Origin of the sequence: Fusibacter bizertensis (assembly GCF_029914245.1) — a bacterium.
GTDB classification, from domain to species: Bacteria; Bacillota; Clostridia; order Peptostreptococcales; family Acidaminobacteraceae; genus Fusibacter_C; species Fusibacter_C bizertensis.
In genome coordinates this window covers 13,157-27,481 of sequence record NZ_JARYZI010000020.1, presented here as the reverse complement: position 1 = coordinate 27,481, position 14,325 = coordinate 13,157, and the positions used below count along the sequence as shown (strand labels likewise).

Sequence of the window (14,325 nt, the reverse complement as noted above, 5' to 3'; positions counted from 1 at the left end):
CGATGGTACTTGGCGGGTAGCTGCCTGGGAGAGTAGAACGTTGCTGGTTTTAAGAAAAGCTTAGTCATTTGACTAAGCTTTTTTTATTTTGTGACTATAATAAAACACTAAAATCCAGAAATAAGATTTGCAACTTAATTTCTGGATTTTTTTAGTTTTTTGATAAGTTAATTATGATAAATAATACAAATATGAAAACAAAAAAGAGCTAAAATTAATTGCTTGAAGTCAATTCTAATAAATTAAATTGCTTATAATCAATATCTTCAAAATTTGAAAAAGTAAGTCCAACTAAACGAACATTCTTAGTAAGCGATAAACTATCGTACATTGACTGTAAAGTATCTGTTAAAATACCGATATCATTCGTATGGTATTCTAGGCTATGACTCTTAGTGAACTGTTCAAAATCACCATACTTAATTTTAATGGTTAATGTTTTAGCCATGAGACCTTTCTCTTCGAGTCTTTTATGAATTTTATTTAGATATATCTTTAAAATATTATAGATTTGTTCTCTATCTTCAGTATCTTCTTCAAGCGTGGTCTCTTTTCCGTAAGACTTTCTCTGGGCATATTCTTTAACAGGACGATGATCAATACCATGGATGCGTTCTACAATTTCCTTAGCCCAAGATTCACCAATAATATTATTAAGTAGTTCACTGGGATATTGATAAAGATCTTCAATAGTAAAAATACCAATGCGATTTAATTTTTCGCACGTCTTTTTTCCAAGACCGTGAATCTTAATAATGGGTAAAGGCAATAAGATATTAGGAATATCTGAAGTTTTAATTTCAAAGATCCCATCTGGTTTATTCCAGTCAGATGCAAGTTTTGCAAGAAATTTATTATACGAGATTCCAACGGATACAGTTAGACCTGTCATACTCAAAATTTGTTTCTTAATTTCCCTAGCAACCTCCCAAGGACTAGGAAAGTCAGAAACATCAATATAAGCTTCATCAATTGAGACACGCTGAACCATCTCAAATTGAGATTCAATCCATTCAAAAATTTGATGTGAAATATCAGAATAGCGTTTCATATTTCCATATACATAGATCCCATGTGGACATAATTTTTTTGCAACAACGATACTCATCGCACTTTTTACACCATATACTCTTGCTTCATAAGAGCAAGTCGATACAACACTTCTATCAGAATCGCCTCCAACGATAAGTGGTTTCCCTTTAAATTCAGGATGATCAAGTTGTTCAACAGAAGCAAAAAAAGCATCAATGTCAAAATGTATAATTTTTCGATTAGTAATCATCGTGTTCTCCCTGTGCGTACATACGTTCTGTTTTAATTATACTTTATTTCAACTAAGATATCAATGGTATACACTTTATAGTAAGAAAAATAGCTTTTTGATAGTTGCGATATATGCTATAATTTGATTATGAAAACGTTACCGAAAACGTTACCTAAAATTCACCATCATACCCTTAAGCAAAATGTTTTCATAAGTTTGGAGGACATAGATGAAAAACTTAAACATCAAAGATATAGCAAAGTTAGCGGGTGTTGGCGTAAGTACAGTTTCGAGGGTTATCAATCAACATACAGATGTAAAAGATGAAACGAGAAAGCATGTCCAAGAGATCATCGAGACCTACAATTACATTCCCAATAATAGTGCACGGAATCTAAAAAGAAATGAATCAATGGATGTAGGTATTTTGATTAAAGGGATGTATAACCCATTTTTTGCAAGAATGATTCAATCTATTGAAAAAAGATTATCATCGGCAGGTTATTCAGCTATTATTCATTATAACATTGAAGGTAACAAGGATATTGATGCAGCAAATGAGTTCATTTTAGAAAAAAAATTAAAAGGAGTCATTTGCTTGGGTGGAGACTTTGATAAGTTAACAGATCAAGAAATTCAGAGACTTGGTGTTCCTTTCATATTGGCATCAACTGAGATTCCAGAAAATCTAAATAGGTCGTTATTTTCAAGTGTAATTATTGACAATGAAATGGCTGCATATCGTGCTGTAAAGTACTTAAGCGATATGGGACACAATAAAATTGCTTTAATCACTACGGGAAATGAAGATAAATCAATTGGGACAATTAGAACGCAGGGCTATTTAAGAGCCTTAAGTGAACAAAATATAGAAAAAAAAGAAAACTATTTTGAAGTTGGTGCATATACCTTTGAAACGGGGTATGAAGCAATGTGTAGACTACTTGAAAAAGCAAACGATATAACGGCAGTATTCGCAATTTCTGATGTTATGGCTATAGGTGCCGCAAAGGCTATGTATGAAAAAGGCATTAAGATACCAGATGATATTAGTCTAATAGGCTTTGATGATATTGACTATGCTGAATTTTTTAATCCACCTCTTACAACAGTACATCAACCTGTTGAAGAAATTGCAGAAAGTACAGCGGATATAATGATTGGTATTTTAGATGACAATCTAAAACATCAACATATTATTTTCGATACTGAAATTGTTATAAGAAATTCTTGTAAGCAAATGAATTGTTGAAAGGAGTCTTTATGAAGACATTTATTTCTCCAAATGGTGTAAGAAAATTTACTAGTGGGAAGGTGTTGCCAACAGAAACTATAACGGTAAACGATTTTATTCCATCTGTTGAAAAATTTAAGGGAAGTATAACCAATAATAACGACAACACGCAATTATCATTTGAGCTTAACAGAGATGATATCATCTATGGATTAGGTCAAAATGTGAGAGGCATAAATAAAAGGGGCCATATTTACGAAGCATTTTGTTCTGATGATCCCAATCACACACCTGACAAAAAATCGCTTTATGGCGCGCATAATTTTTTTATAGTTCACGGTGCTATTAATTGGGGTATGTACATTGATTTTCCAGGGAAAATCACTTACGATGTAGGATTTACCAACAGCAATTTATTAGATATCTTAATTGAGGGGGTTGATTTCGATATTTACTATTTTGAAGGAACACTTAAAGAAATAGTAAACCAGTTTCGAACACTAATAGGTCAAAGTTATGTACCTCCTAAATGGGCTTTTGGTTATCAACAATGTAGGTGGAGTTATGAAGATCAATCTAAAGTAAATGCAATTGCAGATGGTTTTGAAGCACATGATATACCAGTGGATGCCATTTATTTAGATATTGACTATATGGAAGATTACAAGGATTTTACGGTAAGTGAAGCTCGTTTCCCAGATTTTCAGGCCTTAATAAATACACTTAAAGAAAAGGATATTAAATTAGTACCTATTATAGATGCAGGTGTTAAGATTGAAAAGGATTACTCAGTGTATGAAGATGGCGTAAAGCACAATTACTTCTGTAATGATAATCAAGGAAAACCATTTGTTGCTGCTGTATGGCCAGGCAAAGTTCACTTTCCAGATGTCTTAAATAAAGAAGTGAGAGAGTGGTTTGGCAATCAATACCATGCTTTTCTAGAGATGGGAATTGAAGGTTTTTGGAATGATATGAATGAACCCGCTATTTTTTATTCAGAAGATGGTTTAAAAGATGCCATTGAGTTTGTGAAAAATCAAGAAGGGAAAAATCTTGATATCAATACATTTTTCGCTTTGAAAGATAGTATTTTAAATATATCTAATTCAAATAAAGATTATAAAAGTATGTATCATAGAATGACAACTGAAGATGGAGAATTGTTAGTTAATCACTATGATGTACACAATTTATATGGTTATAATATTACGCGAGCTGCTGATGAGGGGTTTAAAAGATTTGATGATAATAAGCGTTTCTTCATGCTGACAAGGGCATCGCATATAGGGATGGCAAAACATTCTGGAATTTGGACGGGAGACAATCACTCTTGGTGGGAGCATTTAAAACTCAATATACAAATGATGCCTTCACTTGGCATGGCTGGCTTTTTATATGCAGGTGCAGATACTGGTGGGTTTGGCTTCAATGCTAGTGCTGAGCTAGTTGTAAGATGGTTAGAATTTAGCATGTTTACGCCATTATTAAGAAACCATAGTGCCATGGGAACAAGGGTTCAAGAACCTTGGCAATTTGATGATGAAACAACGAAACATCTTAGAGATATTATTCGCATGAGATATGCATTAGTGCCATACCTCTATTCAGAATTTATGAAAGCCAATATTAATGGAAATTTGTTGTTTTCACCACTTTCATTTGCATTTGAAGACGAGCAATCAAAAAGAGTTGAAGATCAACTGCTCTTAGGTGATGAAATCATGTTAACGCCAGTTTACGAGCAAAATGCTAAAGGAAGATATGTTTATCTACCAGAAGATATGGTGATGTACCTTATAAAAAGCTATGAAGATCTCGAATCAAAGCCTTTTGAACTATTACACAAAGGATACCATCATATAGAACTAGACACACATGAAACTGCAGTTTTCATTCGAAAAAATAAATTGTTGGTACTTACAAAACCTCATAATAGGGTAAGTCAACTCAACAATGATGAACTCGTCGTGATTGGGTTTGTAGAATCTGCAGCGGAGTACAATTTATATAATGATGATGGTTCTTCATTTGATTTTAGAGATGGTAAGTTCACTAAGACAAACTTCAAAGTAGTTAAAGAGCAAAGTAATTATAGTGTAAGTGTTGATACAAATGATTATAGCGTAAGTGCTGTAACTTTTTATCTTATAGATGATCTTGGAGATTGCCAAGTTGTTAAACAAGGTATCGTTCAAGACAAACCAAAACTTGTATAAAAAAGTCAATTATTATGAAAATGGAAACGTTTCCAAGGAGGATATAAAATGAAAAAATATACTGAGGATATAAAATTATTCCTTAAATCAGAATTTGGTAAGGCAATTGAAAATGCAAGTGAACAAGAAATATATTTTGCACTTTCAAAAGCGATAATGGCTGATTTGACTGAGAACTGGGAAAAGACAAAATTAGATTACAGCAAAGAAAAACAAGCATTTTACTTTTCGGCAGAATTTTTAATGGGAAGGACATTAGGAAATAATTTAATGAACTTAAACCTTTATCATTCAATTCAAGATGAGTTAGACGCTTTAGGTATAAAACTCAATACACTCGAAGAACTTGAAGAGGATGCAGGTCTTGGAAATGGTGGGCTTGGAAGACTAGCTGCATGTTTCTTAGATTCTGCAGCTACAATGAATGTTCCCGTTAATGGCTATGGTATTAGATATGATTATGGTATTTTTAAACAATATTTTGAAAATGGATTTCAAAAAGAAATGGCTGATAATTGGCTCAAAAATGGAGATCCGTGGTCAATTAGAAAAGTAAAGGAAGCAGTAACCGTTCACTTTGAAGATGGTGATGTTCTTGCGGTTCCATATGATACACCTATTGTTGGTTACGGCACAAATAACATTAATACGCTAAGACTTTGGAAAGCTGAACCTATTGTTCCGTTTGATTTTGATTTGTTTAACGATCAAGAATATGATGAATCTGTAGCGAAAAAAAATAGAGCTGAAGATATTTCAAGAGTACTTTATCCAAATGATTCAACAAATGAAGGTAAAATATTACGTTTGAAACAACAGTATTTCTTTGTATCAGCATCTCTACAAGAATTGGTTAGAAAATTTAAAGAAAGTCACGGTAAACATTTTGAGAAGTTCCCTGAATATATTGCAGTACAATTAAATGATACCCATCCTGTAGTAGGTATTCCTGAACTTATTAGAATTTTAGTAGATGAAGAACACTTAACCTTTAAAAAAGCATGGCAGATTGCTAAAGAGACTTTCGCATACACAAACCATACAATTCTTAATGAAGCTTTAGAAAAATGGTGGGTTGGTTTTTATAAAGAATTACTACCTAGAATTTACGAGATCATCGATAAACTCGACAAACAGTTTGTTCATGAGCTAAAAGAACTAGGTTATACAAAGGAACTCATTAAATCAATGAGAATCATCCAAGATAACATGATCCATATGGCATACCTCGCTATATATGGCACGAAAGCTACAAATGGAGTAGCAGCACTTCACACTGAAATTCTTAAAAATCAAGAATTAAAAGATTGGTATGAACTTTATCCAAATCGTTTTCAAAACAAGACAAACGGAATCACTCAAAGAAGATGGTTATTATTATCAAATAAACAGTTATCAGGTTTCATCACAGAACTATTAGGCAGTGAAAAATGGGTGACTGATTTAAGTGAAGTTAAAAAGCTTGAGCAGTTTGCCGACGATTCAGCTATATTAAACAAGTTTATTTCGATCAAAAAAGAAAAGAAAGCAGAACTTGCAAGTTATATTCTGGAAGCGGAAGGAATTGAAATTGATCCAAATTCTATTTTTGATATTCAAATCAAGAGATTACATGAGTATAAACGTCAATTATTAAGTGCATTCCAAATTTTAAATTTATACTTTGATATTAAAGAAAATCCACAAATAGATGTTGTGCCAAGAACTTTTATCTTTGGTGCAAAAGCAGCTCCTGGTTACTTTAGAGCTAAGGGTATTATCAAATTCATCAATGAAATTGCAAAACTTGTAAATACAGATAAAGATGTAAATGGTCGAATTAAAGTGGTATTTGTATCAAATTACCGTGTATCATATGCTGAAAAACTCTTCCCAGCTGCAGATTTATCAGAGCAAATCTCAACAGCAGGTAAAGAAGCATCTGGTACAGGAAACATGAAATTCATGTTAAATGGTACACCAACAATAGGAACACTTGATGGTGCAAATGTTGAAATTGTTGAAGAAGCTGGACTAGAAAACAACTATATCTTTGGTGCTGAAGTGGATGAACTTGAGGCAATAAAAGACACTTATGATCCTAAAGCAATTTATGATGCACATCCTAGACTGAAAAAAATCATAGATACTTTAATTGATGGTACTTTTGATGATGAAGAAACTGGTATGTTTGAAGAACTTTATAATGCATTGCTTGTTGGTGCATCATGGCATAAAGCAGACAATTATTTTATATTGAAAGATTTTGACAGCTATGTAGAAGCTCAAAAAAGAGTAGATACGGATTATAGAGATCAGCTTAAATGGGCAAGAAAATGCTGGATGAATATTGCTGGGGCTGGTAAATTTAGTAGTGATAGAACAATTCTTGAATATGCGAAAGACATTTGGAATATTGCCCGCATTGATGTATAATAGTGGATGAATTATTCTATTAGGAGGCAGCAATGTACATTGGTATCGATTTGGGTGGTACAAATATAGCTGGCGGATTGGTGAATGATAAAGGAGAGATTCTGTTTAAACATTCAATTCCCACTGGCCGTGAAAGAGGAAGCGATTTAGTAATTGAAGACATTTATAATGTTATTCAAGTATTGATAGATCGGAACAATACAGACAGTGAAGTTATGGGAATAGGCATTGGCATTCCGGGTATATCTGATCCACATACCGGAGAAGTTTTAGTATGTGTAAACTTAAATTGGTATAATGTACCATTAAGAGAGAAGTTGGCTGAGAAAACAACACTACCTATTTATATCGATAATGATGCCACAGTTGCTGGTGTGGCTGAATTTCAAGTCGCTCAAGCAGGTAAGTATAACGATGCAGTGATATTGACACTTGGAACTGGTGTTGGCGGTGGCGTTCTCATTGATGGGAAAGTCGTTTCAGGTCATCATGGGATAGGTTCTGAACTTGGTCATATGCTCATTGGCGAAGGTCTTTACACATGTAATTGTGGTAGAAATGGTTGTCTGGAAACTTTTGCTTCATCAACTGCAATCATTCACTATGCAAAGCATTTGATAACACAAGGAAGCGCGTCATCTATGTTTCATGCGGTAGGCGGTGATTTAGATAAGATTACCGGTGAAGTTATCTTCGATGCTGCTAAAAAAGGTGATGTTGTAGCAAATCAAGTTGTTGATCGATTGGTGAAATATTTGAGCATAGGTATTATGAATATTGTATGCACGATAGATCCTGAGATTATATTGCTTGGTGGCGGAATTTCTATGGCGGGTGACTTCTTAATTCAAAAAGTTAACACTGCTTTAGATGCGCTTAAATACTTCAAGGCTTCACCAGTTGCTAAAGTAGAAATTGCTAAATTCAAAAACGATGCGGGTATTATTGGTGCAGCGATGTATGCGATGATCCATCAATAGGTCTTTTTAGAAAGGATTATAATAATGGGTAAAATTAAATTTGATTTTGAAAATGCACTTACTAAATCACATGAATATGAATATTTAAAACCGATGATTCAAGCGGCACATCAAACACTTCATGCTGGAAACGGTGCCGGTAATGATTATATTGGATGGCTTGATTATCCAACATCTTATGATAAAGCAGAATTTGAACGCATTAAAGATGCGGCTCAAAGAATTAATGCAATGGCTGATGTGCTAATTGTTATTGGAATTGGCGGTTCATACCTTGGTGCTAAAACTGTCATTGATGCACTAACACACAGTTTTTATAATGAACTTCCAAAAGAAAAAAGAAAGACTGCAAAGATTTATTTTGCAGGACATCAAATTAGCGGTACTTATTTGACGGATTTACTTGAAATGATAGAAAATGAATCTGTGTGTATCAATGTAATCTCGAAATCTGGTACGACAACTGAACCAGCAATTGCTTTTAGAGTGTTAAAGAAAGCACTTGAAGCAAAATACGGTAAAGAAGAAGCAGTTAAAAGAATCTTTGCTACAACTGATGCTAAAAATGGCGCGTTACGAGCACTGTCTACTGCAAATGGCTACGAGACTTTCGTAATACCAGCTAATGTAGGTGGAAGATATTCTGTAATCACACCTGTTGGACTTTTACCGATCGCTACAGCTGGTATTGATATCGATGCTTTTATGCAAGGTGCTGCAGATGGACAAAAAGAATTTTCAGTTGAGAATATCGACGAGAATCCTTGTTATCAATATGCAATTTTGAGAAATGTACTTTACAATAAAGGCAAAGCAATTGAAGTATTAGTAAATTACGAACCATCTATGGCTTTCTTGGCTGAATGGTGGATGCAATTATATGGTGAGAGTGAAGGTAAAGACGGAAAGGGATTGTTCCCGACAAAAATGAACAACACAACAGATCTACATTCAATGGGCCAGATGATTCAAGATGGACCTCGTCATGTATTTGAAACAGTAGTAAGAGTGGAAAATTTTGAAAAAGACGTCGTGTTAGAGCTTGAAGAAAATGATCTAGATGGTCTTAACTACCTTGCAGGCAAGACGATGAGTTATGTAAATGAGAATGCTTTTAAAGGAACACTTGAAGCGCATGTTGATGGTAATGTACCAAATCTCGTGGTTAGTATAGAGAAGAAAGATGCTTACAATTTAGGAAAATTGATGTATTTCTTTATGAAAGCATGTGGTATTAGTGGATATGTTTTGGGTGTCAATCCTTTTGATCAACCTGGTGTTGAAGCTTATAAGAAAAATATGTTCCGTTTATTGGGCAAAAAGTAACCCTCTTCTTAGGGTCTATATATAGTTAGTACTTTTGTCCTAAATCACAATATCTAGTATAACAAAGGAGAAAAAGCAATAGTTTTTTCTCCTTTTTTTTCATGTTTTTTTGCTGTATTTAGATAGACAGTTATAATATTGAGTGCTAAAATATTTTATGTAGCCCACACCATATATAGGTGAGTTAAACGTAAAAAATACTAAATATAGTATTGAAAATATTAAATAGTGTAATTAAGAGGGGTGTGAACATGAAAGTTGTTAAAAGAGACGGCGCTGTAGTCGATTTCGAAGTTGGTAAAATTGTTAGAGCGATTGAAAAAGCTATGCAAGAAACTACACTTGGCCTCGACAAACCACTTTCTGAAGCAATTGGAGAACAAATTGTTGAAGCTTCAGAAAAAAGAGATGTCCCAATTTCGGTTGATGAGATTCAAGACATGGTTGAAGAGTTATTGATGGAAAGCCCAAGAAAAGATGCTGCTAAGAAGTACATAATTTACAGAAATGAAAAAGATAGTACGCGCATCACTCGTAAAAAGGAAGATCATAGACTATTAACAGATGATTTTATCAGTAAATACAAGCATATGAATTCTCCGATGCAACAGCTAGGTGACTTTGTATACTATAGAACTTATTCTAGATGGTTACCAGAAGAAAAAAGAAGAGAATACTGGTGGGAAACAGTTAGAAGAGCGGTAGAATATAACTGTACAATCACTAAAACTAATAGATCTGAAGCGGAAGAGTTATTCGATAATATATTCCATCTTAGACAATTTTTATCAGGAAGAACATTTTGGGTAGGCGGAACTTCAGTTGCAAAGCATTATCCAATGGCGAACTATAACTGCAGTTTCCAAATTGTTAATAACTTCAGCGCATTTAAAGATATTTTTTATTTGTTGATGATTGGATCGGGTGTTGGTGTCAGAATTTTAAAAGATGATGTTTCTCAACTACCAAGAGTAAGAACTGATTTTGAAGTGGTTCATAAAGATTATTCACCATTGTCTAAAAGTGAAAGAGAAGACAATACTAGTCTTGAATTTTTCTATAATAATACAGTAAAAATTACAATTGGAGATTCTAAAGAAGGTTGGGTTCAGTCTTTAGACTTCTTTATGCAATTAATTCATAGCAACGAATACCGTAACATTAAGACTATTATAATTGATTATGATCATGTAAGACCTAAAGGTGAGAAGTTAAGAACGTTTGGTGGTACAGCAAGTGGTCATACTAGTCTGAAAAATATGTTCTATAAAATCGATAGAGTTGTTAAGAAAGCAGGTATTTTAACTGAATCTAAACTCGTAAAACTTAGACCAATCGATTGTCTTGATATTGCCAATGTAATCGGAGAAAATGTAGTTGTAGGTGGCGTAAGAAGAACTGCAGAAATTGTGCTTGTAGATGCAGATGATCAAGAATGTATCGAAGCAAAATCTAAGCTTTATACGATGGAAGATGGAAAATGGATTGTAAACGAAGAAATTCTACATCGACAAATGAGTAATAATTCAATTTACTATAAAGAAAAACCTACAAGAGAAAAACTTAAATGGCAGCTAGAACGCATGAGATATTCTGGCGAACCAGGTTGGGTCAATGAGGTTGCAGGTGCAAAAAGAAGACCTAATTTTAATGGTGTTAATCCATGTGGTGAAATTTTACTCGATAATAAAGGGCTTTGTAATTTAACAACAATAAATGTATTTGCTTTTGTTGATGAAAACAATAAACTTGACATCCAAGGCTTGTTAAAGGCACAAAGATTATCTGCTAGAGCAAGTTATAGGATGACTTGTGTTGAGCTTGAATTACCAATGTGGAATAATGTTCAACAAAGAGATAAACTCCTTGGTTGCTCGTTGACAGGTTGGATGGATATGATCAATGCAACTAAACTTAACAAAGATGAGCAAGCTAACTTGCTTAAAATGTTAAGAGATGCTGCTAAGAAAGAAGCTGAGATGTATTCTGCTGAACTTGGCGGAGGCGTACCAGTTCTCGTTACTACAGTTAAACCTGAAGGCACATTGTCTCAATTGCCTGTAGTTTCAAGTGGTGTTCATCATTCTCATTCACCATACTATATCAGACGTGTAAGAATTAATTCACACGATCCTTTGGTTAAAGTTTGTGAAGAACTTGGATACCCAGTACTTCCAGAAGTGGGCCAAGAATTAGAAACTTGTACAACGAAAGTGGTTGAATTTCCTGTAAAAGCACCAGTTGGCAAAACAAAATATGATGTCTCTGCTATTGAGCAGCTTGAAACATACAAAATGTTCATGGAACATTATGTGGATCACAACTGTTCAATCACTGTTTCGGTTAGACCAGAAGAGTGGGAAATAGTAGAAGAATGGGTATACAATAATTGGGATGATACAGTTGCGTTATCTTTCTTACCACTTGAAGATAGCTTCTATCAATTGATGCCTTATGAGGCAATCAGTGAAGAAGAATATACGAAACGCGTAATTGAGATGAAACCATTTAGACCATCACTTATTACAAAATATGAAAAAGAAGAAGTTGAATTAGATATAGGTTCTGATGGATGTGACACAGGTGCTTGTCCAGTAAGATAACCTTTAACTGACCTTGATATTATCAAGGTCAGTTTTTTTGCTAAATTTTATACATAAATACGATTTATTACTGTTTTTTATTGTTTTTTTTCAACTCTTGCAGGAAATAATGATAAAATAGAGAATATTACAAATAGTGCAAAAATTCAAACAAATCCAACTTGAGAGGAGAATTTCGAATGAAAAACTATGCAGTTGACAAAATAAGGAACGTTGCATTCTTAGGACATGGAGGAAGTGGAAAAACAACTTTAACTGAAGCTTTGTTATATACAACAAATGTGACAACAAGGATGGGGAAAGTAGACGATGGTAATACAGTTTCAGATTATGATAAAGAAGAAATCAATAGAAAATTTAGTATTGGCACTTCATTAATTCCAATAGAGTGGAATGACCATAAATACAACTTTTTAGATACACCGGGGTATTTTGACTTTGTGGGTGAAACATTAAGTGCTCTTAGAGTTTCTGGTGGTGCTGTTATTATGGTGGATGCTTCTTCTGGAATTGAGGTAGGAACAGAAAAGGCTTGGAATTTCACTGAAAAGAGAAATATGCCTAAGATAATATTTTTAAATAAGATGGATAAAGAAAATGTAAATTATGTAAAGGTTTTAAAAGAGCTAAAAGATACTTTTGGTAAAAAAATAGCGCCGTTTTGTATTCCAATTGGAGAAGGCGGAGATTTTAAAGGTTTTGTCAATGTAGTAGACCAAATTGGTAGAGAATTTAATGGTACACAGTGTGTAGATGCTCCTATTCCTAAAGATATGGAAGCAAAAGTTAAACCAATTAGAGATTGGCTAATTGAAGCTGTTGCTGAAAGCGATGAAGAACTTATGATGAAATACTTTGAGGGTGAGACCTTTACCAATGAAGAAATACATGAAGGCCTCAGACAAGGTGTGATTGCAGGTGATATTGTTCCTGTGTTAGTTGGTTCAGCTGAGAAGAGAATTGGTATTCATACTATGATGAATATGATCTATGATTATTTTCCAACACCAAAAGAAATGAACGATGGTGTCTATAAAGGCACTAATCCAGATACTGAAGAAGCGATTGATCGTGTTCTTGATGATAATGAACCGTTCTCTGCATTTGTATTTAAGACAATTGTTGACCCATTTGTGGGAAAAATTTCGTTATTTAAAGTCTATTCAGGTACAGCTAAGAAAGATATGGAGATTATCAATGCTTCTAAAGATGAAAAAGAAAGAATTACCTCTTTATTCTTATTAAGGGGTAAAGAGCAATTAGAAGTTGATAAGGTTATTGCAGGCGATATAGGTGCTACTGCAAAACTACAACACACAGAAACCGGTGATACTTTATGTGATAAAGACCATCCGATTAAATACACTGGAATCAATATGCCAAGACCCGCTTTGTTTATGGCGATTGAACCTAAATCTAAGGGCGATGAAGAAAAGATACATTCTTCACTTCATAGATTAACGGAAGAAGATCCTTCTTTTGTACTCGAGAGAAACAAAGAGACTAGACAGACTTTACTCGGTGGACAAGGTTCAATGCAAGTTCAAGTAATCACATCAAAACTTAAAAATCTATTTGGTGTAGAAGTGACTTTAGAGGACCCTAAAATTGCCTATAGAGAAACAATCAAAGGCGTCGCTACAGTACAAGGAAAGCATAAAAAACAATCTGGTGGTGCAGGACAATATGGTGATATCCACGTGAAGTTTGAGCCATGTAATGAACCGTTTATTTTCGAAGAAAAAATATTTGGTGGATCTGTACCAAGACAATACATCCCTGCTGTTGAAAAGGGTATTCAAGAATCATTAGAACATGGTGTTTTGGCAGGTTGTCAAGTTGTTAATTTAAAAGCTACATTACTTGATGGCTCATATCACCCTGTAGACTCTTCTGAGATGGCATTTAAACTAGCTGCTCACTTAGCCTTTAAAAAAGGTATGGAACAGGCGCAACCTATACTGCTTGAACCGATAACGCATGTTGAAATATATATTCCTGATGAGTATATGGGCGATATCATGGGAGATATGAACCGAAGAAGAGGTAGAATTTTAGGAATGGAACCAAATGAATCAGGTTACCAAAAGGTAATTGCTGAGGCGCCACAATCAGAGATGTTTGCTTATGCAACGGATTTGCGATCAATGACTCAAGCAAGAGGCTGGTTTAATATGAGTGTTGAAAGATACGAAGAAGTTCCGATGCAAATAGCACTAAAAATTATCGAACAAGTAAAGAAAGATAATGAGAAGTAATTAGCATAGATATTTCTTAACTACTA

Annotated in this window: 8 protein-coding genes; 7 read left to right on the top strand and 1 reads right to left on the bottom strand. The window is 34.0% G+C overall.

From position 1 onward, the window contains the following. Positions 1-214: 214 nt before the first annotated feature. Positions 215-1,282, bottom strand: a complete 1,068-nt coding sequence (locus QE109_RS17265; RefSeq protein WP_281095797.1) for a DNA polymerase IV — start codon at positions 1,280-1,282, stop codon at positions 215-217. Positions 1,283-1,493: 211 nt separating this feature from the next. On the opposite strand from QE109_RS17265, the gene QE109_RS17260 reads away from it, so the two are divergent. The 7 genes from QE109_RS17260 (at position 1,494) to fusA (ending at position 14,299) form a co-directional block, all read left to right on the top strand. Beyond that, positions 1,494-2,516, top strand: coding sequence for a LacI family DNA-binding transcriptional regulator (locus tag QE109_RS17260; protein ID WP_281095796.1), 1,023 nt, complete (start codon positions 1,494-1,496; stop codon positions 2,514-2,516). An 11-nt stretch (positions 2,517-2,527) separates the two neighbouring features. Beyond that, the gene (locus QE109_RS17255; RefSeq protein ID WP_281095795.1) at positions 2,528-4,717 is read left to right on the top strand and encodes a TIM-barrel domain-containing protein; all 2,190 of its coding nucleotides are present in this window, start codon (positions 2,528-2,530) and stop codon (positions 4,715-4,717) included. Positions 4,718-4,765: 48 nt separating this feature from the next. After that, positions 4,766-7,132: a glycogen/starch/alpha-glucan phosphorylase gene (locus QE109_RS17250; RefSeq protein ID WP_281095794.1), complete on the top strand. Its 2,367-nt coding sequence runs from the start codon at positions 4,766-4,768 to the stop codon at positions 7,130-7,132. A gap of 32 nt (positions 7,133-7,164) precedes the next feature. Further along, on the top strand, positions 7,165-8,112 hold the full coding sequence (locus tag QE109_RS17245) for an ROK family protein (RefSeq protein WP_281095793.1): 948 nt from the start codon (positions 7,165-7,167) through the stop codon (positions 8,110-8,112). 24 nt (positions 8,113-8,136) lie between these two features. Beyond that, complete coding sequence (locus QE109_RS17240; RefSeq protein WP_281095792.1) at positions 8,137-9,438, top strand: glucose-6-phosphate isomerase; 1,302 nt, start codon at positions 8,137-8,139, stop codon at positions 9,436-9,438. A gap of 251 nt (positions 9,439-9,689) precedes the next feature. Continuing rightward, positions 9,690-12,041, top strand: coding sequence for a ribonucleoside-triphosphate reductase, adenosylcobalamin-dependent (gene nrdJ, locus QE109_RS17235; RefSeq protein WP_281095791.1), 2,352 nt, complete (start codon positions 9,690-9,692; stop codon positions 12,039-12,041). Between the two features lie 179 nt (positions 12,042-12,220). After that, positions 12,221-14,299: an elongation factor G gene (fusA, locus tag QE109_RS17230; protein WP_281095790.1), complete on the top strand. Its 2,079-nt coding sequence runs from the start codon at positions 12,221-12,223 to the stop codon at positions 14,297-14,299. Positions 14,300-14,325: the final 26 nt, after the last annotated feature.

Coding starts and splice junctions, on each gene's coding strand:
- QE109_RS17265 (WP_281095797.1), bottom strand. CDS start 1,282: ATGATTACTAATCGAAAAATTATACATTTTGACATTGATGCTTTTTTT.
- QE109_RS17260 (WP_281095796.1), top strand. CDS start 1,494: ATGAAAAACTTAAACATCAAAGATATAGCAAAGTTAGCGGGTGTTGGC.
- QE109_RS17255 (WP_281095795.1), top strand. CDS start 2,528: ATGAAGACATTTATTTCTCCAAATGGTGTAAGAAAATTTACTAGTGGG.
- QE109_RS17250 (WP_281095794.1), top strand. CDS start 4,766: ATGAAAAAATATACTGAGGATATAAAATTATTCCTTAAATCAGAATTT.
- QE109_RS17245 (WP_281095793.1), top strand. CDS start 7,165: ATGTACATTGGTATCGATTTGGGTGGTACAAATATAGCTGGCGGATTG.
- QE109_RS17240 (WP_281095792.1), top strand. CDS start 8,137: ATGGGTAAAATTAAATTTGATTTTGAAAATGCACTTACTAAATCACAT.
- nrdJ (WP_281095791.1), top strand. CDS start 9,690: ATGAAAGTTGTTAAAAGAGACGGCGCTGTAGTCGATTTCGAAGTTGGT.
- fusA (WP_281095790.1), top strand. CDS start 12,221: ATGAAAAACTATGCAGTTGACAAAATAAGGAACGTTGCATTCTTAGGA.